The sequence below is a fragment of the Saccharopolyspora sp. NPDC050642 genome (assembly GCF_040654735.1).
Lineage (GTDB): Bacteria > Actinomycetota > Actinomycetes > Mycobacteriales > Pseudonocardiaceae > Saccharopolyspora > Saccharopolyspora elongata.
Genome location: NZ_JBFAIN010000003.1, coordinates 285,754 through 306,297 on the forward strand (window position 1 = coordinate 285,754; position 20,544 = coordinate 306,297).

Sequence of the window (20,544 nt, forward strand, 5' to 3'; positions counted from 1 at the left end):
CGGTCACACGATGCGCTCCAGCTCTCCGAACAGCCGCTTGTTCTGCTCGGCGTTGGGCACCACGAAGGTGCCTTCGGCTTCCACCAGCACGGTGTCGGGATCTTCGGCGGTGCTGATCGTGGCGACCGAGTTCGTCCACCGCCCGTCGAGCTGGACCACGCGGCCGACGATCCGCAGCGGCGCCTTCAGCGGCACCGGCCGCCGGTAGCGGAGCGCCAGCTTCACGGTCATGCCGGGCTTTCCGTTCGCGGCGTGCGCGTGCCCGAGGATCTGGTCCAGCAGCATCGCGCTGATGCCGCCGTGCACGTAGCTGGGCGGCCCCTCGTAGGCCAGGCCGAGTTCGCAGGTGCCGATCGCGACGCCGTCGACGATCTCCACCCGCATCGGCGGCGCGATCGGATTGCCCGGCCCGGCGGCCGGGCTGTACATCCGGCGGGGCCGCCGCCCATCGTCCACAGTGGCCAGTTGGCCGCGTTCGCGGCGCGCGGCGGCCAGCGCCGGCACCAGCGCGCGGACCTGTTCCGCGGTCTCGACCAGCGTCTCGGTGTCGACCTCCGTGGAAACCGCGGCGTCGATCAGCTCGCGTACCGCGGCGCCGAGCTCACGAACCGCTTGCCGGCGCTCCCGGAGGTCGGTTTCGGCGTCGTGCGACAAGGCGCTCACTCACCTCGCCAAACCGGCGCGCGCTTCTCGGCGAACGCCAGCGCGCCTTCCTGGGCGTCTGCGGACTTGAACACCGGCGCGCTGATCTCGGCCTGGTTCGCGAAGGCCTCCGCGTCGGTCCAGCGGACCGCCCCGGCCACGATCTGCTTGGTGGCGCGGACGGCCAGCGGACCGTTGACGGCCACTCGGGCGGCCAGCGCCTTCGCCCCGGCCAGCGCGCCGCCGGGCTCGGTGAGCTCGTTGACCAGGCCGTGCGCGTGGGCGACCTCGGCGGTCAGCGGGTCGCCGGTCAGCGCGACCTGCATGGCCAGCTGGTACGGCAGCGTCTTCGGCAGCCGCAGCAGGCCGCCCGCGGCCGCGACCAGGCCGCGCTTGACCTCGGGCAGGCCGAACTTCGCCTCGCGGGAGGCGACGATCAGGTCGCAGGCCAGCGCCAGCTCGCAGCCGCCGGCCAGGGCCCAGCCCTCGACGGCGGCGATCAGCGGCTTCGACGGCGGGCGTTCGGTGACCCCGCCGAAGCCGCGGCCGGGGATCGACGGCCGCTCGCCGCGGGTGAAGGCCTTGAGGTCCATGCCCGCGCAGAAGGTGCCGCCCGCGCCGGTGAGGATGCCGATCACCGCGTCCGACCGCTCCTCGAGCTCGTCGATCGCCGCGGCCAGCCCCTCGGCCACGGTGCGGTTCACCGCGTTGCGGGCTTCGGGCCGGTCGATCGTGATCACGGCGACGCCATCGGCGATCTCGGTCAGGACGCTGTCACCCACGCTGTCTCCTCCGGTTAGGCAAAGAGCGGCCTCCAGTTTTACCCGCCCGCCACCGGCAGTCCAGACCGACCGTCCGGTCTGACGCAGATCGAGCGCCGCACAGACCCATAGCCACGACCAATAGCACCCGCTTATCCTGCGGAGATGGATCTGCGGTTGGTCGAGTACTTCGTGGCGGTCATCGACCACGGCAGCGTCACCAAGGCCGCGCAGGCCCTCTACATCGCGCAGCCGTCGTTGTCGCAGGCGATCCGGAGCCTGGAGCGGCAGCTCGGGGTGCAGCTGTTCCACCGCACCGGCCGCCAACTGGTGCTCAGCCCCGATGGCGAGGCGTTCGTCGAACCGGCCCGCCGCATCCTCCGGGACGTCGACCGGGCTCGTAGCGCGGTGCACGACGTGCGCGCGATGGGCAGCGGGCAGCTGGACATCGCGGCCCTGGCCACGCTGGCCGCGCACCCGCTGCCGGAGCTGGCCGGCGAGTTCCAGCGGCGCTATCCCGGCGTGCTGCTCAACGTCATCGACCCCGGCGGATCGGCCCGCGTCGTGGACGAGGTGCGGCGCGGCAACGCCGAGCTCGGCCTCACCAAGCTGCCGCCGCAGAACTCGTCGCTGCGGTCCCGCGAGCTGTGCACGCAGGAGATCGTGCTGGTGCTGCCGCCCGAGCTGGCCGACCGGCTGCCCGACCCGGTGCCGCTGGAGGCGGTCGCCGGGATCCCGCTGGTCCTGGAGTTCACCGACAGCACCACCCGCACCATCGTCGACGACGTCCTGGATCCGGCGGTGCAGACGGTCGCGGTGGAATGCGCGAACCGGCAAGCGGTCTGGGACCTGGTGTCGCACGGCGCCGGCGCCACGTTCCTCCCCCGCCACCTCGCCGAAACGGAGCTCGAAGGCGTGGTGCTGCGCTCCACCGCGCCGGAGACCTGGCGCAGCGTCGGGTTCGTGCACCGCCCGGGGCCGCTGTCCCCGGCGGCCGAGGCGTTCCTGGAAATCGCCGGGATAGACGTTTCCGCTGGTCAGTGACCGTGCGCATTTTGTGTCGCCATAGCAGCACAAACCGCACACGGGCCCGGGCCTGCGGAAACGCCGTTCCGGGCCGTGCGATCAGCGCGGGGTGCGGGCCATCCGGAGGAACGCCCGACCCGCCGGCGACAGGACCGCCGGGTCGTAGAGCACGCCGTACGGGAGGCTGATCGGCGGGTCGATCGCGCGCACCAGCGCGCCGCGCGCCGCGGCCTGCTCCGCCATCGGCCGCGCCAGGATCGTGCCGCCGACGCCTGCCAGCACGAACGGCAGCATGGACTCCCGGTGCTGCACGATCGCCGAGGGCCGGGTGCGCTTCCGGGCCGCGCTGAGGGCCTTCTCGATGGCGGTGCGGCCGGTGCTCTTGGGCACGATCACCAGCGGCAGGTCCGGCAGTTCGGTCAGCGGCAGCGGATCGCGCTCGGGCACCGCGGTACCCGGCGGGAACACCAGCCAGTACTCGTGGCCGCCGAGCTCCTCCACCTGCAGATCCGAGGAGGACACCGGGAGGTTGGTGAACACGATCTCGCAGTGACCCTCGCGAATCAGCGCCACGGCGCCTTCCTCGTCGCGGAGGTCGGCCAACCGCAGCGAGACGTTCGGGTAGCGCTTCCGGAACCGGCCGACCAGCTGCGCGACCGGGTGCACGGCCAGCGGAGCGGCCACGTGGATGTCGAGCCGACCGCGCGGCAGCCCCGCGGCGTCGACCATGGTCGCCTCGGCGGCGACGACATCGCGGAGGATCTGCCGAGCCGGCCCGACGAACGCCTGCCCGGCCGAGGTCAGCACCATGCCGCGGCCGATGCGGTGGAACAGGTCGACCCCGAGTTCCCGCTCCAGCCCGCGGATCGCCTGCGAGACGGTGGGTTGCGCCAGTTGCAGGGCGCTCGCCGCGGCGTTGATGCCCTTGTGATCGACGACCGCCAGGAAGTACTCCACCTGGTGCAGTTCCACCCGGGCAGCTTAATTGTTAATGCGACGTGAACACCGGGGTGTGTCCCGCGCCACTGCTGCCCGGCGCCCGGCTGGTCAGTCGGCTGCGAACGCGTTCGGGTCGGCTGGGACCTCGAAGATGATCTCCAGGCCGTCCTCGTCGTCCCACTGCTCGCCGACCTCGGCGAAGCCGAATCCGGCGATCGTGGCCAGCGAAGCCGCGTTGTCCGGGGCGATCGTCGCCCGCACCGTCTCGGCTTCCGGTTCGGCCGCCGCCCGGCGCAGCAGCTCGACCAGCATGGCCCGCGCATACCCGCGGCGCCGGAACTCCGGCGCGACGGAATAGCCGATCTCCACCATGCCCGCCGCATCCGGCGGCCCGTGGAACCCGCAGTGCCCGACGACCGCGCCGTCCGCCCCGACCACCGCGAAGCGCACCATCCAACGCGCCCGGGCCGGATCCGCCGCCATCTGGCCGAGCCGCATCCGCCAGAGCCACTTCGCCCGGTCCGTCACGAAGTACTCGGACAGCGCGACACCGGCCGCGACGCCGGCGGCGGGCAGATCTCCGGTCAGCAACGCCGACATCGACCTGTCCGCCAGCTCGACGAAGCTCACGCGCTGCTGCACGGCGGGAAGCGGCTCGCGCCGGTCGGTTCGCTCGGTCACCGCCCGATGATCCCGGGGCGAGCCGCCCGGCGTCCAACGAATTGATCCGCGCCCGGCCTCACAGCCCCAGCGACTTGGCGATGATCGTCTTCATCACCTCGGTGGTGCCGCCGAAGATGCGGGTTACCCGGGCATCGGCGTACATGCGGGCGATCGGGTACTCCAGCATGTAGCCGTAGCCGCCGTGCAGCTGCAGGCAGCGGTCGATCACCCTGGACTGCAGTTCCGTGCAGTACACCTTGACCTTCGCCGCGTCCGCCGCGCTGAGCTCGCCGGCGTCGTGCTCGTCCAGCGCGCGCTCCAGCATCGCCCGCCCGGCCTCGATCTCCACCTCGCACCCGGCGAGCTCGAACTTGCTGTTCTGGAAGCTGGCCACCGGCTTGCCGAAGACCTTGCGCTCCTTCACGTACGCCACGGTGGTCCGCAGCGCCGCCTCCGCCGCGGCCTGCCCGGCGACCGCGATGCCCAGCCGCTCCTGCGGCAGGTTCGCGCTCAGGTACTCGAAGGCCTGGCCCTCCTCGCCGAGCAGGTTCGCCGCGGGCACCCGCACGTCGTCGAAGAACAGCTCCGCGGTGTCCTGCGCCTTCAGCCCGAGCTTGTCGAGGTTGCGGCCGCGGCTGAACCCGGCCATGTCGCGCTCGACGACCAGCAGCGACAGGCCGTCCCGGCGGTTCTCCCCGTGCGCGGTGCGGGCCACCACGATCACCAGGTCGGCGTTGTGGCCGCCGGTGATGAACGTCTTGGCCCCGTTGAGCATGTAGTACTCGCCCTCGCGGGTGGCGGTGGTCGCCATGCCCGCCAGGTCCGACCCGGTGCCCGGCTCGGTCATGGCGATGGCGCTCATCAGCTCGCCACTGGCCAGCCCGGGCAGCCAGCGCTTCCGCTGCTCCTCGTTGCAGATGTTGATGAAGTACGGCACGACCACGTTGGCGTGCACCGAGAAACCGCCCAGCGAAACCCCGGCGCGGGCGGTCTCCTCGGTGATGACCGCGTTGAACTTGAAGCTGTTCGTGCCCCCGCCGCCGTACTCCTCCGGCACCTGCAGGCCGAGCATGCCGATCTCGCCGGCCTTGTTGAACAGGTCCCTGGGCACCAGCCCGGTCTTCTCCCAGTCGGCGAAGTAGGGCACGACCTCCTTGGCCAGGAATTCCCGGACGACCTCGCGGAACGCCTCGTGTTCCGCGTCGTAAGCGGTGCTGCGCATCCGCCCTCCTCCAGAATCTTCTTGTGCCCGAAGGGAATCCGGGCACGGCTCGTGTTTGGGTCGTGAGCGGCGGTTCCGGTTCTCACCGGAGCCGCCGCTCACGAGCGGCAGCCTCGTCGAATCAGAGCAGTTCGAGGATCGTGGCGTTGGCCATGCCGCCGCCTTCGCACATCGTCTGCAGGCCGTAGCGGATCCCGTTGTCTCGCATGTGGTGGACCAGCCGGGTCATCAGGACCGCGCCCGAGCCGCCCAGCGGGTGGCCGACGGCGATCGCGCCGCCCAGCGGGTTGAGGCGGGCCGGGTCCGCGCCGGTCTCGGCGAGCCACGCCAGCGGCACCGGGGCGAACGCCTCGTTGACCTCGAAGGCGCCGATGTCGTCGATGCCCAGCCCGGCCTTGCGCAGCGCCTTGAGGGTCGCCGGCCACGGGGCGGACAGCATCATCACCGGGTCGTCGCCGGCCAGCACCGCGGTGTGCACCCGCGCGATCGGCTTCAGCCCGCGCTCCTTGGCGATCTCGCTGGTGGTGATCAGCAGGGCGCCGGTGCCGTCGGAGATCTGCGAGGAGTTCCCGGCGTGGATGACGCCGTCCTCGCGGAACACGGTCTTCAGCTTGCCCAGCGTCTCCAGGGTTCCGCCGCGGCGGATGCCCTCGTCGGACTCCAGCACGCCCGGCAGCTTCGCCAGCTGGGCGTCCAGCGCGCCGGCGTCGAGGGCCGCGGCCGCCTTGGCGTGCGAGGACAGCGAGTACTCGTCGAGCTGCTGGCGGGAGAAGCCCCACTTCTCGGCCACCATCTCGGCGCCGATGCCCTGGTTGAAGCCCTTGACGCCGTAGCGGTCGAGCACCGACTGCGCCATCGGCTTCTCCACGCCCTGCCGCGCGAAGCCCATCGGCACCCGGCTCATCGACTCCACGCCGCCGGCGACGGCGATGTCGTAGTACCCGGCGATGACGCCCGCGGCCGCGGCGTGCACCGCCTGCTGGCTCGATCCGCACTGCCGGTCCACCGAGGTCGCGGGCACCGACTCGGGCCATCCCGCGGCCAGCACCGCGGTGCGCGCGATGTTGCCGGCCTGCTCGCCGGCCTGGCTGACGCAGCCCCACACCACGTCGTCCACGTCGCCCGGCTCGATCCCGGCGCGCTCGACCAGCGCGGACAGCGCTTGCGCGGACAGGTCGGCCGGGTGGATCCCGGCGAGCGCGCCGTTGCGCTTGCCCACCGGCGTGCGAACGGCCTCGACGATGACAGCGTCCCTCATGCGTTTCTCCTGTCTGGCAAGCGGTTGCACACGGTCGGTTCCCTCGTTCCGAATGAACCACCGCGCGCGGGGCGGGCGCAAAGATCGGGCGTGGAACGTTCGGATAGGCCGCGCCTATGCGCCCCAGTAGGGGGCGCGGAGCTCGCGGCGCAGCAGCTTGCCGGTGTCGGTGCGGGGCAGCTGCGGGCTGAGCTCGATGCGGCGCGGCACCTTGAACCCGGCCAGCCGCTCGCGGCAGTGCGCGGTCAGCCGCTCGGCCAGGCCGTCGGCCGCCTCCGGCGCCGGCTGGACGATCGCCAGCACCGACTGGCCCCACTCCTCGTCGGGGATCCCGATCACGGCCACGTCGGCCACCTCGGGGTGCGCGAGCAGCGCCGCCTCGACTTCGGCCGGGTAGATGTTGACGCCGCCGGAGAGGATCAGGTCGGTGCGCCGGTCGCAGAGGAACAGCCAGCCGTCGGCGTCGACGTAGCCGACGTCGCCGACGGTGATGAGGTCGCCGTGCCGGGCGGTGGCGGTCTTCTCCGGGTCCTTGAAGTACTCGATGCCGGAGATGCCGCTGCGGAAGTACACGGTGCCGGTCTCCCCGGCGGGCAGCGGCTCGCCCTGTTCGTCCAGGACGTGGATCTCGGCTCCGGGCAAGGGGAAACCGACGGTGCCCGGCTTGGTCAGCCATTCGGCGGACCGCACCGCCGTGGCGGATCCCTCGGTGGCGCCGTAGAACTCGGTCAGCACCGGGCCGAGCCATTCGATGCAGCGGGTCTTGACGTCGACTGGGCACGGCGCGCCGGCGTGCACGACGCTGCGCAGGCTGGACGTGTCGTAGCGGTCGCGCACCTCCGCGGGCAGCCGCAGCAGGCGGTGCAGCACCGTCGGCACCGTGAACGTCGCGGTTGCCCGGTGTTCGTCGATGAGCCGCAGGACCTCTTCGGGTTTCGCCCGCTCGCTGAGCACCACGGTGTGCCCGAAGTTCAGCCCGGTGAACGCGAAGGTGCCGGGCGCGGCGTGGTAGAGCGGCGAGAGCACGAGGTGCACGCCCGCGCCGGGCTCGATGTCGAGCCGTCCCATGAAGTCGAGGTGGTACTGCGACACGGTGGGCGGACGGCCGGTCAGCGGGCGCCGCACGCCCTTCGGGCGCCCGGTGGTGCCGGAGGTGTAGAGCATGACCTCGCCGCCGGTCCGCTCGTCCGGGGCGGTCCGCGACTGGCCTTCGAACAGCTCCTCGTAGTCCCGCCAGCCCGGCGAACCGCCGACGGCGAACCGCAATTCCGCGGCCACCCCGGCGGCGTCCAGCGCCGGGCCGCACAGCTCGGTCAGCGAGGCGTCCACCACGACCAGCTTGGCCTCGCTGTTCTCCGCGATGTAGCCGATCTCCGCCGCCGCCAGGTGGTGGTTGATCGGCGTGAAGTACAGCCCGGACTGCCAGGTCGCCAGCCGCAGCTCGAAGTAAGGCAGTCCGTTGTGGATGACCGCGCCGACGCTGTCGCCGGGGCGCAGCCCCATCGCGTGCAGCGCGTGCGAGAGCTGGTTCGCCCGCTCGGCGAGCTCCGCGAAGCTCACGGCCCGCCCGGTCACGTCGATCACGGCGGGACGGCCCGGATCGGCCTGCGCGATGTTGAACACTCCCAGCTCGCCGATCGCGAGGGACATGCCTACCTCCTCGTATCTCTTCCATCGACCTCGATCGGGTCACCGACCCGGGCTTGCCGCAATTTCAATGGAAATCGAAGGTCTGATTTCCATTGAAATTGCGGCGTGGAACGCTCAGCCGAGGATGCGGCGGGCGTCGCGCTCCGGGTCGACCAGCAGTGCCATCACGATCCCGCCGACGACCACGGCCAGTCCGAAGATCTGGAACGCCTGGGCGTACCCGGCGCCCGGTGTCGGCGCGGCGTCGACGAGCGCGCCGGTCAGCGCGGGCGCGAACAGCCCGGAAAGCGTCTGCAGCGCGAGGAAGAAGCCCAGCGCACCGGGCTGCTGCCGGGTCGGGCTGATCTGCGACACGACCGCGTTCATCACCGGCAACGAGACGACCATGAACCCGTAGGCCACCACGACCACGGCCACCGCGGCCCACGCGCCGCCTACGTAGGGCAGCAGCGCCAGCAGGCCGCCGCCGATCAGCAGCGACACGGCCGGGATCAGGCCGCGCTGCACGCGGGAGCTCGCGCCCCGCGAGATCATCCGGTCGGTGAGCCAGCCGGCCCCGATCATGCCGATCATGCCCGTGATGCTGGGCAGGCCGAACATGCTGCCCGCCTCCACCCGGCTGAACCCGAGCCCGGTCTCGAAGTACGACGGCAGCCAGGTGAGGATCACCGACACCATCCCGTAGACGGTGAAGGTGCCGATCACGCCGCCGACGAAGCTGCGGCTGAGCGCGATGTGCCGGAACGGCACGCGGAGACCGGTGTCGTCGCGCTGGGCGGCGGCCTTGCCGCGCGGCGTCGCGTACGGGCCCTCGCGGCCGATCAGCAGCCAGGCGACGCACCAGACCACGCCGATCAGCGCCAGCACCAGGAAGGCCGCGCGCCAGCCCCAGGCGACCACGATCAGCGTGAGCAGCGGGGCGACCGCGATCTTGGCGATGGAGGCGCCGGAGTTCAGCCACGCGGCCGGCAGGCTGCGCTTCTCCTTCGGGAACCACTCGAACGCCCCGGCGCTGGCCATCGCGGTGGCCGGGCCTTCGGCGGCACCGAGCGCGATGCGGCTGATCAGCAGCGCCGCGCCGGTCGCCGACAGCAGCACTGGCACCTGGGTCACCGACCACAGCACGGCCAGCCCGAGCAGCACCCACTTGGTCTTGACCTTGTTGGCCAGGAAGCCGACCGCGACGCCGCTGATGCTGTAGAGGAAGAAGAAGGCGCTGCCGATGAAGCCGATCTCGGCGCTGGTGAGGCCGAGCTCCGTCTTCAGGGGCTGGGCCACGATGCCCAGCACCGCCTTGTCCGCCCAGTTCACGATCATGAACAGGACCAGCATCGCGGTGATGGTCCAGGCCATCGCCGGCCGGAAGGCCGGGGCGGCGGCGGGTGCGGCAGTCCTGCCGTCGGCGGGGCTGCGCTGCAGGTTGCCAGCGGTCATGCGGGACCGTCCCTTCGTTGGAATGCCCGGTTCGGCGCGTTGAGCCCGCCGGCACGGCCATTCAACGAGAGCCCCATCACACGGTCAAAGATGCTTGCCTGAACGCATCGATAGGCCAGCACTATCGGTCGTGAGCGTTCTGGATCGCCATGACGATCCAGAACGCTCACGACCGGTGGTTCAGCCGAGGATGCGCGCGGCGTCCCGGTCCGGGTTGACCAGCAGCATCGTCGCGATGCCGCCCACCATCACGGCGAGGCCGAAGACCTGGAACGCCAGCGCGAATCCCTCGCCGGGGCTGGCGGCCATGTCCACCAGCACACCGGTCAGCGCCGGGGCGATGAGCCCGGACGACGTCTGCAGCGCCAGGAACACGCCCAGCGCGCCGGCCTGCTGGCGAGGCGGGCAGATCTGCGACAACGCCGCGTTCGCCAGCGGCAGCGACACGACGCCGATGCCGTAGCCGAGCACGACCGCCGAGATGGCCAGCACCGGCGAGCCGAGGTACGGCAGCAGTGCCAGGAGCCCGCCGCCGATCAGCAGCGACACCGCGGGCACGATGCCGCGCTGCACCCGCGAGCTGGAGCCCGCCGACACGCGGCGGTCGCTGATCCACGACACGCCCAGCATCGCGATCATGCCCGAGATGCTGGGCAGGCCGAACATGGCTCCGGCCTGCAGCCGGTCGATGCCCAGGCCCACCTCGAAGTACGACGGCAGCCAGGTGAGGATCACCGACACCATCCCGTACATGGTGAAGGTGCCGATGACGCCGCCGACGAAGGTGCCGGAGAGCGCGATCTTGCGGAACGGGACCCGCTGCTGCACCGCGGGGTCCTCAGTCGCGGCGGCCTGGCTCCGGTGCGGCGAGAACGGGCCCTCGCGGCCGATCAGCGCCCAGGCCGCGCACCACACCACGCCGATCAGCGCGAGCGACAGGAAGGCCGCGCGCCAGCCCCACACCGCGACGATCAGCGCCAGCACCGGGGCGATCGCGATCTTGGCGATGGAAGCGCCGGAGGACAGCCACGCCGACGGGAAGCTGCGCTTCTCCTTCGGGAACCACTCGAACGCCCCGGCGTTGGCCATCGCGCCGGCCGGGCCTTCCGCCGCGCCGAGCCCGATGCGGCTGATCAGCAGCGTCACCGCGCTGGCCGACACCAGCACCGGCACCATCGTCAGCGACCACAGCGCGGCCAGCGCCAGCAGCACCCACTTGGTCCGCACCCGGTTGCCGATGAACCCGACGAGGAGCCCGGTGATGCTGAACAGGAAGAAGAAGGCGCTGCCGATGAAGCCGATCTGCGACGAGGTCAGGCCGAGGTCTTCCTTCAGCGGCTGCGCGGCGATGCCGAACACCGTCTTGTCGGCCCAGTTGACCACGATGAACAGCACCAGCATGCCGGTGATGACCCAGGCCATCACCGGCCGGTACTCCGGCGGCGCGGCGGTACCGGGGGTTGCTTCATGCACTCTGTTTGCGGACATGCGCACGTGGTCCCTTCGGCGGAAGCGGATTGCGGTGCGGAATGCCGGGCGATGGGCGCGCGGCGGCACCGGAGGCTCACTACCGCCGATTGAACGAGACGCACGTCACATGGTCAAAGAGCGGGGCGCTAACGCACCGATAGGCAGCCACTATGGACAGTGGTGCCACCAATTCGACGAGAAACCCGTTACCCGTCAACTTATTTCGCGGAACGAAGCAGTTCAAGAGTCTCGATGGATCCGATCGCGAAACCGGCCCGCGTGTCCACATCGGACAACTCATCGGATCGCGAAAGGCGGCCGCGCGCCCGATCGGACGTCGCGCCGCTGAGCCGTTCGCCGCAACCTGCTGGTCGCCTGGAATTCGTGGCCCGGACCTCTTCTGGTGGTTCACAAGGTCGTCACCTTCCGGAAAGGTCGGGGCCCAGCATGGCCAGACCGGCATGGAGGTGACGGAAGTTGGGCCCGGACGCCCAGAGCCGCGGCGAGCGCTTCACGGCGGTGACGACCGGTGTGCTGGTCGCACTGCTGCCGCTGCTGGCGATCAGCGGTGACGCCCTGATCGACCCGGCAACCGGTCCCGCGCGGGCCGCACCGGAACTCCCGCCGGACGTGGGGACCAACGGCCGGCTGCCCGTCGACGACCGGCTCAGCCCGGAGTTCCTGGACGAGGTGCGCACCGAGCAGGACCTGGCCGCGCACGCCGAACCGGCCGACCGGGTGCCGGCCGGCCCGCTGGGCATCCCCGCACCGGTGCTGGCCGCCTACCAGCGCGCCGAGCGGACGCTGGCGAGCGCCGATCCGGGTTGTGGACTGCACTGGTCGGTGCTCGCCGGGATCGGGCGCATCGAGTCGAACCACGCCCGGTCCGGCCGGGTGGACGTCAACGGCCGGACGCTGTCGCCGATCCTGGGCCCGCAGCTGGCCGGCGGGCCGGGGGTGGCCGCCATCCGCGACACCGACGGCGGCCGGCTGGACGGCGACCGCGCGTGGGACCGCGCGGTCGGGCCGATGCAGTTCATCCCGTCCACGTGGCGCAGCCACGCCGCCGACGGCAACGGCGACGGAACCCGCGATCCGCACAACGTCTTCGACGCGACGCTCGCATCGGGCCAATACCTGTGCAGCGGCGGCGGAAATCTGCGCGACCGAACGCAGCTGGCCGCCGCCGTGTTCCGCTACAACCACTCCGAGTCGTACGTCCGCTCGGTGCTCAGCTGGGCCGACGCCTACGCCCGCGGCGTCATGCCCACCCCGAGCGATACGACGACCCCGGGCGACCCCGTGCTGCTCGCGTTCACCCCGCCGCTCCCGGGCGCTCCCCCACCGCCGGGCGCACCGCCGCCGCCGGGCGCACCGCCGCCCGCCGCCGGAGCTCCGCCCGCCCCCGCGCCGCCACCCTGGACGCCTCCGCCACCCCCACCACCAGGCACGACAGCGCCACCGCCACCATCCGAGCCGCCACCACCACCGCCACCGCCGTCGTCGTCGGCGCCGCCATCCGAGCCGCCACCATCCGAGCCGCCACCACCACCGCCACCGCCGTCGTCGTCGGCGCCGCCATCCGAGCCGCCGCCATCCGAGCCTCCACCGACGAGCTCGGCGCCGCCGAGCAGCTCGCAACCACCGCCCAGCGGCGAATCGACCACGCCGCCGAGCGCATAACGAGGCATGCTGGGCGCATGGGAATCCCGCTGCGCCCCTGGGCGGCCTCGCCCGCCGGAACCGGCACGCGGTGGTCGCACTACCGGGAATTCGGCCCTGCGAAAGAGGTTTCGAGCACCGTCTCGCTCTGCTGGCAGGGATTCGCAGGGTGGGACCGGGAGTTGCGGATCCTCCCGGACGGCTGCGCCGACCTGGTGTGGGACGGGCGCAGCCTCGACGTGGTGATCACCGCCGGAGCCCCGGAACGCCGCTGGCTGCCGGGAACCGCCCGGACACTGGGCCTGCGGCTGCGCCGCGGCGGCGCTGGCTCGCTGCTGGGCCACGGGCTGTCCGAGCTGCCTGCCGGGACGACGAGGCTGGCCGACCTGTGGGGCCGGCGAGCGGCGCGAGCCGAAGAGCTGCTGGCAGCGTCGAAGTCCTTCGAGGCGCGGCGAAACGTGCTGGAGGCGCTGGTCACCGAGCGGCTGCGAGACGTCCAGCCGGACCCACGAGCCATCGCTGCGGCGCACGGTCTTGGTACGCCTGGGGCGAAACCCGCGGACGTCGCCGACGAGCTCGGCATCAGCGAACGAGGACTCCGACGGCTCCTGCGGCGCGAAACCGGGTGCGGCCCCAAGCAACTGCAACGCATCCTCCGCTTCCAGCGGTTCCACCGCCGCCTGCCCGCGCTGGCGCGCGGACGCACGTCGCTGGCGGTCGTCGCCGCCGAGCTCGGCTACGCCGACCAGTCGCACCTGGGACGCGAATGCCGCCTGCTGTCCGGCTCATCGCCCGCTGCGCTGGTGCGCAGCTGGGCCCGGCAGGACGCGTTGGCCGAAAAGTTCCAGACGGCGCGGCCCGGAACGGCCAGGATCGGGCCCCGTGACAACCCGTTCCGAAACCGCTGAAGCCTTCCGCATCACCATCTCGGTCCGCAGCGACGACCTGGACATCAACGGCCACGTGCGCGGGCCCGCGTACCTCGCCTACGGCGACCACGCCCGGTGGGCGTGCCTCGCCGCCACCGGTGTCGACCCCGAGCGACTGCGCGCCCAGCACGACGTGGGCCCGGTCAACCTGGAGACCACCATCCGATTCCACCGCGAACTGCGACCGCTGGACCAGGTCGAGGTGACGTGCGCCTTCCAGTGGGGCGACGGCAAGACGTCCCGCGTCGTGCAGGAGCTCCGCGCCCCGGACGGCACCCTGGTCGCGGAGGTCGAAAGCGTCTCCGGCCTCCTGGACCTGACCCGGCGCCGCCTGGTCGCCGACCCGGCCCGCTACTGGCGCGAGCTGGCCACCCACCCGGAACTGCTGGGCCTGTGATGCGCCGCTCTCGCGCGAGAACGCCACCTCGCCGCCGGAGTGACCGGCCACAGGCGCTCACGCTCGCTGCGCTGACCCGGCAACGGCCCGTTCCTCGGGGATCGCGCGGGTTCTCTCCCGGCGGAGGACGAATTCCATGATGGTCAGGTTGATGATCCAGCCCAGCCACTGGCCGATCGGGATCGTCATGTCCACCGCCGCCGGGACCGAGCCGCCGTACATCGCGCCGATGAACGGGAACTGGGCGAGCAGCAGCAGCGGCACCACGATCCGCGACGTCACGGCCAGGAACGTCAACGCGTAGTTGCGCATCATCCACGCCCGATGGGCCGCGAAGTCGCGCCGCCGCGCCGCCCGGACCGCCAGCGCGCCCGTCACCAGCCAGCCGACCGCCGGGATGAGCAGGCCGACCCTGGTGAGGACGTGCTCGGCCAGCAGCGCCACCGGGATGCCGGTCAGGCCCGCAGGCAGCACCCCGGCCAGCAGGTAGGCCCGGCCGACCGCCCGGTGCAGCCGGCGGCGGGCCCGCAGCGCGGGGATGAACTGCAGCGGCCCGAGCACGAGCGCGACCGCCGCCGTGAAGATGTGCACGAGCAGCAGGATCCAGTGCGCCTCGCTGCGCACCTGGATCCGGCTCGCGCCCACGTCGAGGAGCACGTACGGCACGACCAGCGCGGTGCCGCCGACGACCGCGGTGGCCAGCAGCAGCCAGCCGCGCCGCACCGATCTCCGCACGCCCGATTTCGCCGTCATCGTTCCGCCTTCCGTCGAGGTGGCCGCCGGAACCCCGGTCCCGGCGGCCACCGGAGATCAGCCCAGCTCGGTCAGCCGCTCGCGGTACTCGTCGGTGCCGATCTCCCCCTTGGCGAACCGCTCGGCCAGGATCTCCTTCGCCCGCTCGACGGCGGAGCGCTTCCGCGGCCAGCCGCGAACCGCCAGCCAGACCACCGTCGCGATCAGCGCGGCGACCAGCACCAGGAAGAACAGCCCGATCAGCCATCCCGGGCCGCCGTGCGGCCCGGGCCAGCCGGGATTCGGGCCCCACTGCACCAAGAACTCGGTCAACATCACTGCCACCTCCGAAACCGCTCCCGTTCGTCGGATCGAGTCTCGGCCCGGCGGACGGCGCTGTCGTCGGTCACCGAGCGACACCTGGACTACCGCGCACGACGTAGCCGGCGTACGCAGCACCGCGGATCGGGTGTTGACGCCGCTTCTCCCCGGCGGTCACCATTGCGCCATGCGCAGCTCGATGCGCATTGAGGAACAGTCCCGATGCCGCTTCCGGTCCAGGTGGGGAGTTGCCGATGAGGATCCTGCTCGCCGACGCGTTCCCGGCCGCGCACCTCGCGGAGCTGGCCGACCACGGCCACGACTGCGCCTACCGGCCGGACACCACCGCCGATCAGCTCCCCGACCGGCTCGACGGGGTCGACGCGCTCGTGGTCCGCAGCACCCGGGTTGCAGCCGCCGCGCTCGAACGCGCCGACGGCCTGCGACTGGTCATCCGGGCGGGAGCCGGCACCAACACGATCGACTGCGAAGCGGCGTCCCGGCTCGGGATCCGCGTCTGCAACGTGCCCGGGCGCAACGCCGCCGCGGTGGCCGAGCTCGCGTTCGCGCTGCTGCTGGCGCTGGATCGCAACATCTGCGACAACGTCGCCGACCTGCGGGCCGGGCGCTGGGACAAGAAGCGCTACTCGCGCGCACGCGGCATCTCCGGCCGCCGGGTCGGCGTCATCGGCCTCGGCCAGATCGGCCTGGCCTTCGCCGAACGCGCCGCGGCGTTCGGGATGGCGGTGCACGCCGTGGCCAAGCCCGGACGCGCGCCGGAGACGCTGGAGCGCGCGAACGCGATCGGCGTTCGCTTCGTCGACGACCTGACGACTCTCGCCCGCACCTGCGACGTGCTCTCCCTGCACGCGCCCGCGACCGACGCCACGCGGCACCTGATCGACGCCGACCTGCTGGCGCACGTGCAGCCTGGCACGATCATCCTCAACACCGCGCGCGGGGAACTCGTCGACGAGGAGGCGCTCATCGAGGCCATGGCGGACAAGGACATCCGCGTCGGCGTCGACGTCTACGCGGACGAGCCGGCGACGAGCACCGGGCGCATCGAGTCCCGGCTGGCCCGGCATCCGAACGTCTACGGCACCCACCACATCGGGGCGTCCACCGAGCAGGCTCAGCAGGCGGTCGCCGCCGAGGTGGTGCGGATGGTGGACGCGTTCGAGTCGGGCACGGTGCTGCACTGCGTGAACCCGCAACCCGCAACGCATTCCGGCGAACGCTCGTGAACGCCACCCGGCAGGACGGCGCCGGGATCACCGCCCGGCCGCCGCGCGTGTTGCTGCGCGGAAGCGGAGACCCCGGACCGGCGGTGGTGGTCTACCGGCTGGAATCCGGCGGGCACCGGCAGACCGGGGTCGTGGTCGAGGTGTCGATCGACGACTACCGCGGCGGCCGGATCCGCCGCCACGAAGCCACCCAACCGGCCCGGGTTCGCGAGCTCGAAGAGCAGGCCGAGACGACCGGGGTCGAGCGGATGCCGGTCATGCTCGTCCACAGAGGACACCTGTCGATCGCCGACATCACCTCGGAGGCCCCAAGCGCACGGCTGCACGACGGGAGCACCACGCACACGGTGTGGATCCGGCGCGACGAAGCGGGCGCGCGGGCGTTGTGCGACGAGATCGGCCGCATCGGCAACCTCTACATCGCCGACGGCCACCACCGGATGCTGGCCGCCGATCGCTACGCCGCCCGGCGCGGCCTCGCCCCCGACCACCCGAGCGCCTTCACGCTCGCGGCTCTGTTCCCCAGCGACGAGATGCGCATCCTCGGCTACCACCGCTGCTTCGCCCTGGCACCGGACAGCACCGCGCGGGACGTGCTGGACCGCCTCGCCGAGCATCCGCTGACCGAGCGGATCGAGGAATCCCCGACGGCGGACACGGAACCCGGCGTGGTGGCGGTCGGCCTCGGCGACCGGTGGTACCGCCTGCGGCTGCGCGCCTCGGGCGTTCTCGACGCCTTCGCCATCGAGCAGGAGCTCCTGCCCAAGCTGCACGACCTCACCGCGGGCGAGGCCGCGGCCGACAGGCAGCACGCGGTGGAGACCTGCTGGTGCGGCGACCAGAACGCGTTCCGCCTGATCCCGCACCCGCCGACGATCGACCAGGTGCTGACCACCTCGGACGAGGGCCGGCCGATGCCGCCGAAGTCGACCTGGTTCGACCCGAAACCGACCGCGGAGCTGTTCCTCCGCCCGCTCAGCTGAGCGAGTTTCCGGAGCAGCCAGGGCACCTTTCACTTCCCGACGGGACACCGGATCGCGAAACTCCTGCCCGCACGGCAGATTCCGCATTACGATCACGCGCCGACCGCGTCGATCAGGAGGTTTCGCCGTGCTGGAGAACGCCGCGGGGGAAAGACCGCGAACGAAGCAAGCCGCACGCCCGAACGGCGCACCGGCCGGGCGCCGAAGCCGAATGCGGCCGGGCAGGCGGTCGTTGACCGCCATCGCCGGAGCCGCGCTGCTGGCCGTCGGGCTTCCGGGGACCGCCTACGCAGAACCGCCCGCGGCGCTGCCCGCGAGCTTCGACGAGGCCGACGGCAAGTGGCAGCCGGCCTTCGACTACGACGGTGACGGCTGCTACCCCACCCCGGCGATCGGCCCAGACGGCTCGATCGCCGAGGGCCTGAAGCCCTCCGGCGCGCTCGACGGGAACTGCCACGACCAGTCCGACCTCGACAACACGAACTCGTACTCCCGCGCCAAGTGCGACGACAACGGCTGGTGCGCGTACCTCTACGACCTGTACTTCGAGAAGGACCAGGCCCTCGGCGGCGTGGACGACATCTTCGGCCACCGGCACGACATCGAGCACGTCGTGGTGTGGGTGCACGACGACGAGGCGAAGTACGTGTCGACATCGGCGCACGGCAACTACTCCACGCGGCCCGCTTCCGAGGTCTCCTGGGAGGGGAACCACCCCAAGATCGTCTACCACAAGGACGGCGCCAGCACGCACTGCTTCCGCCTGGCGGGCCGCGACGAGCAGCCGGAGAACCACTACGGGACCTGGCAGTACCCGGACCTGGTCAGCTGGAACAACTTCCCGCCCGGCATCCGGGACAAGCTGACCGGGGCCGACTTCGGCTCGGCCAGCCTGGCGATCAAGGACGGCGCCTTCGAGCAGAACCTGGAGAAGGCGAAGCCGGCAGAAGTCGAGTTCAACGCCTACGGGTGATCACTGCGGTGGCTGGAGGACGGCCTCGGCGAGCGCGTCCGGGGCCTCCTCCGGAATCCAGTGGCTGACGCCTTCGAGCTGCACGAACCGGTACGGCGCCGCCACGTGGTCGCCGCACCGCAGCGCCCCCGCCCGGCCCAGGGCACCGTCCTCGGTGCTCCACACGTAGGTCGTCGGGACGGTCACCGACGCGAGTTCGTCCATGCGGCCCATCGCCCGGTACCAGTTCAGGGCGGCCGTCAGCGCGCCCGGCTCGCTGAGCACCCGGATGTGCTCGTCCACCAGCTCCGGGGGGACGCCGTCGCTGAACACGGCGCGCAGCCGCTTCGCCCCGTCGGCCAGCAGCACCTGCTCGGCCTTGCCCTCCTGCCGGAAGAGCTTGATGTACTCGGAGCGGCGCTGCTGGTCGGCGTCGTTGCGCAGCGCCCAGCCGAAGGCTGCCGGGTGCGGCACGGACACCGCGGTCAGCGTGCGGACCCGGTCCGGGTACCAGCCCGCGAGGTGCCAGGCCACCACCGAGCCCCAGTCGTGGCCGACGACGTCCACTTCGGACAGACCCAGCGCGTCGATGATGCCCACCGCGTCGGCGACCAGGTGGGCGATCCCGTACTGGTCGGCACCGTCGGGCCGGGCACCGGGCGAGTAGCCGCGCTGGTTCGGCGCGATCGTGCGCAACCCGGCCGCGACCAGCCTCGTCGAGACGAGTTCCCAGCTCCGCGCCGTCTCCGGGAAGCCGTGCAACAACAGCACCGGGCGTCCCTGCGCGCCGCCGGCGAGGGCGACGTCGAAGGTCAGCGGTCCGACGTCGATCCGTTCGTGGTTGCCCGAAACATCCTGCGTCATCAGCCGTCGCTCCGAGTCAGGTTCCGCATCCGAGGGCGCCAACATACCATCCGGTCGGTACGCTCCGCCAGCGCTGCCGGATCGACTGTCCACTAGGGACTCGACCGCGCCCGTTCGGCTCACTCCGGGAGCACTCCCCCGCGCAGTTCCCAGCGGCGGGTGATCGGGTTCCGGACCCACCGGAGTTCGGTCTCCTGCTCCCACGGCTGGAGCGCGTCGAGGTGGTGGGCCCACAGCCGGTTCTGGGTCGCGAAGTACTGCCTGATCCCGGCGAGCCGGTCCTGCTGCTTGTTCCGAAGTGGCGTGCGCATCGTGTTCATCCCCGAGAAGAGGTCCGATCGATGGCACTCAGTTTCCGATGGACCAATTCCTGCCAACAGTGGCAGTGATGCCGTTGTGCCGCAAAATCCTGCCAGCTATCGTTCAGGCATGCTGCGTTCCGTGGCAGCGGTCGTCCTGGACGGCGCCGCTCCGTTCGAACTCGGCGTGCTGTGCGAAGTTTTCGGCCTCGACCGCACCGCCGACGGGGTTCCACCGATCGAGTTCCGGGTGTGCGGGCAGCGCACGGGAGAGCCGCTGAGCACGTCGGTGGGGATGAACATCGTTCCCGAGCACGGGCTGGACGGGCTGGACGGGGCCGATGTCGTCGCGGTCCCGGCGGGCCAGATCCGGGACATCTACCCGGCGGAAGCGCTTGCGGGCCTGCGGGACGCCCTCGCCCGTGGCGCCACCGTTCTCTCGGTGTGCTCCGGCGCGTTCATGCTCGGCGCGGCCGGGCTCCTCGACGGCCGGCCCTGCACGACGCACTGGTACTACGCGACCGAGTTCCGCCGCAGGTTCCCGACCGCCCGGCTCGACCCGGACGTGCTCTACGTCGACGACGGAAACGTCGTGACCAGCGCGGGCACCGCCGCCGGGATCGACGCGTGCCTGCACCTGGTGCGCCGCGAGCTCGGTTCGGCCGCGGCGATGAAGATCGCCCGCCGGATGGTCGTCCCGCCGCAGCGCGACGGCGGACAGCGCCAGTTCATCGACCTGCCGGTGCCCGAATGCTCCGGCGACAGCCTGCAACCGCTGCTGAGCTGGCTGCAGGAGAGCCTGGACGACGAGCACACCATCGCCAGCCTCGCGGGACGGGCGCAGATGTCGCAGCGCACGTTCGCGCGGCGATTCGTCGCCGAAACCGGGACGACCCCGAACCAGTGGCTGGCCACCCAGCGGGTCCTGCACGCCCGGCGGCTGCTGGAGGACACGCAGCTCGGCATCGACCAGATCGCGCGCGAGTGCGGGTTCAGCACGGCCGCGCTGCTGCGCCACCACTTCCGCCGCATCGTCGGCGTCACGCCGCGCGACTACCGGCGGACCTTCTCCCGGTCCGCCGAGGCGGGTTGA

Annotated in this window: 21 protein-coding genes; 8 read left to right on the forward strand and 13 right to left on the reverse strand. The window is 71.7% G+C overall.

The window, feature by feature from the left end; all coding sequences use genetic code 11:
- Positions 1 to 3: 3 nt before the first annotated feature.
- Together AB0H93_RS07965 and AB0H93_RS07970 are read right to left on the reverse strand one after the other, a co-directional pair.
- Positions 4 to 663 (reverse strand): PaaI family thioesterase, encoded by a 660-nt coding sequence (locus AB0H93_RS07965; RefSeq protein WP_358569206.1) that lies wholly within the window; start codon positions 661 to 663, stop codon positions 4 to 6.
- A complete protein-coding gene (locus AB0H93_RS07970) occupies positions 660 to 1,424 on the reverse strand; it encodes a crotonase/enoyl-CoA hydratase family protein (RefSeq protein ID WP_358569209.1) in 765 nt (254 codons plus the stop codon). Before AB0H93_RS07970 ends, AB0H93_RS07965 begins: the two co-directional genes overlap by 4 nt.
- Positions 1,425 to 1,568: 144 nt before the next feature.
- Here AB0H93_RS07970 and AB0H93_RS07975 point away from each other — a divergent pair, with 144 nt between their 5' ends.
- Complete coding sequence (locus AB0H93_RS07975; RefSeq protein WP_132494276.1) at positions 1,569 to 2,447, forward strand: LysR family transcriptional regulator; 879 nt, start codon at positions 1,569 to 1,571, stop codon at positions 2,445 to 2,447.
- A gap of 81 nt (positions 2,448 to 2,528) precedes the next feature.
- Here AB0H93_RS07975 and AB0H93_RS07980 read toward each other — a convergent pair whose 3' ends face one another.
- From AB0H93_RS07980 to AB0H93_RS08010, 7 genes are all read right to left on the reverse strand, one after another.
- The gene (locus AB0H93_RS07980; protein ID WP_132494275.1) at positions 2,529 to 3,401 is read right to left on the reverse strand and encodes a LysR family transcriptional regulator; all 873 of its coding nucleotides are present in this window, start codon (positions 3,399 to 3,401) and stop codon (positions 2,529 to 2,531) included.
- Between the two features lie 75 nt (positions 3,402 to 3,476).
- On the reverse strand, positions 3,477 to 4,049 hold the full coding sequence (locus AB0H93_RS07985) for a GNAT family N-acetyltransferase (RefSeq protein ID WP_358569213.1): 573 nt from the start codon (positions 4,047 to 4,049) through the stop codon (positions 3,477 to 3,479).
- Positions 4,050 to 4,107: 58 nt separating this feature from the next.
- On the reverse strand, positions 4,108 to 5,253 hold the full coding sequence (locus AB0H93_RS07990) for an acyl-CoA dehydrogenase family protein (protein WP_358569216.1): 1,146 nt from the start codon (positions 5,251 to 5,253) through the stop codon (positions 4,108 to 4,110).
- Between the two features lie 121 nt (positions 5,254 to 5,374).
- Positions 5,375 to 6,511, reverse strand: a complete 1,137-nt coding sequence (locus AB0H93_RS07995) for an acetyl-CoA C-acyltransferase (protein WP_358569219.1) — start codon at positions 6,509 to 6,511, stop codon at positions 5,375 to 5,377.
- 114 nt (positions 6,512 to 6,625) lie between these two features.
- Positions 6,626 to 8,161 carry an AMP-binding protein gene (locus tag AB0H93_RS08000; RefSeq protein ID WP_358569222.1) on the reverse strand — a complete coding sequence of 512 codons (1,536 nt, stop codon included), beginning with the start codon at positions 8,159 to 8,161 and terminating at the stop codon, positions 6,626 to 6,628.
- A gap of 114 nt (positions 8,162 to 8,275) precedes the next feature.
- A complete protein-coding gene (locus tag AB0H93_RS08005; RefSeq protein ID WP_358569225.1) occupies positions 8,276 to 9,595 on the reverse strand; it encodes an MFS transporter in 1,320 nt (439 codons plus the stop codon).
- 180 nt (positions 9,596 to 9,775) lie between these two features.
- Positions 9,776 to 11,068, reverse strand: coding sequence for an MFS transporter (locus tag AB0H93_RS08010; protein ID WP_358569228.1), 1,293 nt, complete (start codon positions 11,066 to 11,068; stop codon positions 9,776 to 9,778).
- Positions 11,069 to 11,542: 474 nt separating this feature from the next.
- On the opposite strand from AB0H93_RS08010, the gene AB0H93_RS08015 reads away from it, so the two are divergent.
- Genes AB0H93_RS08015 through AB0H93_RS08025 form a run of 3 tightly spaced genes read left to right on the forward strand, consistent with a single transcriptional unit; the run spans position 11,543 to position 14,053 of the window.
- A complete protein-coding gene (locus AB0H93_RS08015) occupies positions 11,543 to 12,748 on the forward strand; it encodes a lytic murein transglycosylase (protein WP_358569231.1) in 1,206 nt (401 codons plus the stop codon).
- Between the two features lie 17 nt (positions 12,749 to 12,765).
- On the forward strand, positions 12,766 to 13,635 hold the full coding sequence (locus AB0H93_RS08020; RefSeq protein WP_358569234.1) for a helix-turn-helix domain-containing protein: 870 nt from the start codon (positions 12,766 to 12,768) through the stop codon (positions 13,633 to 13,635).
- Positions 13,610 to 14,053, forward strand: coding sequence for an acyl-CoA thioesterase (locus AB0H93_RS08025; protein WP_358569237.1), 444 nt, complete (start codon positions 13,610 to 13,612; stop codon positions 14,051 to 14,053). The genes AB0H93_RS08020 and AB0H93_RS08025 overlap by 26 nt, the downstream gene beginning before the upstream one ends.
- A gap of 57 nt (positions 14,054 to 14,110) precedes the next feature.
- Here the strand turns inward: AB0H93_RS08025 and AB0H93_RS08030 are convergent, their stop codons facing one another.
- Entirely contained in the window at positions 14,111 to 14,806 is a 696-nt protein-coding gene (locus AB0H93_RS08030) for a DUF2306 domain-containing protein (RefSeq protein ID WP_358569240.1), read from the reverse strand.
- A gap of 57 nt (positions 14,807 to 14,863) precedes the next feature.
- Positions 14,864 to 15,121: an SHOCT domain-containing protein gene (locus AB0H93_RS08035; RefSeq protein WP_358569243.1), complete on the reverse strand. Its 258-nt coding sequence runs from the start codon at positions 15,119 to 15,121 to the stop codon at positions 14,864 to 14,866.
- Positions 15,122 to 15,360: 239 nt separating this feature from the next.
- Here AB0H93_RS08035 and AB0H93_RS08040 point away from each other — a divergent pair, with 239 nt between their 5' ends.
- From AB0H93_RS08040 to AB0H93_RS08050, 3 genes are all read left to right on the forward strand, one after another.
- Positions 15,361 to 16,353 carry an NAD(P)-dependent oxidoreductase gene (locus AB0H93_RS08040; protein ID WP_358569246.1) on the forward strand — a complete coding sequence of 331 codons (993 nt, stop codon included), beginning with the start codon at positions 15,361 to 15,363 and terminating at the stop codon, positions 16,351 to 16,353.
- On the forward strand, positions 16,350 to 17,336 hold the full coding sequence (locus AB0H93_RS08045; RefSeq protein WP_358569249.1) for a DUF1015 family protein: 987 nt from the start codon (positions 16,350 to 16,352) through the stop codon (positions 17,334 to 17,336). Before AB0H93_RS08040 ends, AB0H93_RS08045 begins: the two co-directional genes overlap by 4 nt.
- 211 nt (positions 17,337 to 17,547) lie before the next feature.
- Positions 17,548 to 18,309: an NPP1 family protein gene (locus AB0H93_RS08050; protein WP_358569252.1), complete on the forward strand. Its 762-nt coding sequence runs from the start codon at positions 17,548 to 17,550 to the stop codon at positions 18,307 to 18,309.
- Here AB0H93_RS08050 and AB0H93_RS08055 read toward each other — a convergent pair whose 3' ends face one another.
- Both AB0H93_RS08055 and AB0H93_RS08060 read right to left on the reverse strand, forming a co-directional pair.
- Positions 18,310 to 19,152 carry an alpha/beta hydrolase gene (locus tag AB0H93_RS08055; protein WP_358569255.1) on the reverse strand — a complete coding sequence of 281 codons (843 nt, stop codon included), beginning with the start codon at positions 19,150 to 19,152 and terminating at the stop codon, positions 18,310 to 18,312.
- A 119-nt stretch (positions 19,153 to 19,271) separates the two neighbouring features.
- Complete coding sequence (locus AB0H93_RS08060) at positions 19,272 to 19,463, reverse strand: hypothetical protein (RefSeq protein ID WP_358569258.1); 192 nt, start codon at positions 19,461 to 19,463, stop codon at positions 19,272 to 19,274.
- Positions 19,464 to 19,581: 118 nt separating this feature from the next.
- On the opposite strand from AB0H93_RS08060, the gene AB0H93_RS08065 reads away from it, so the two are divergent.
- A complete protein-coding gene (locus AB0H93_RS08065) occupies positions 19,582 to 20,544 on the forward strand; it encodes a helix-turn-helix domain-containing protein (protein ID WP_358569260.1) in 963 nt (320 codons plus the stop codon).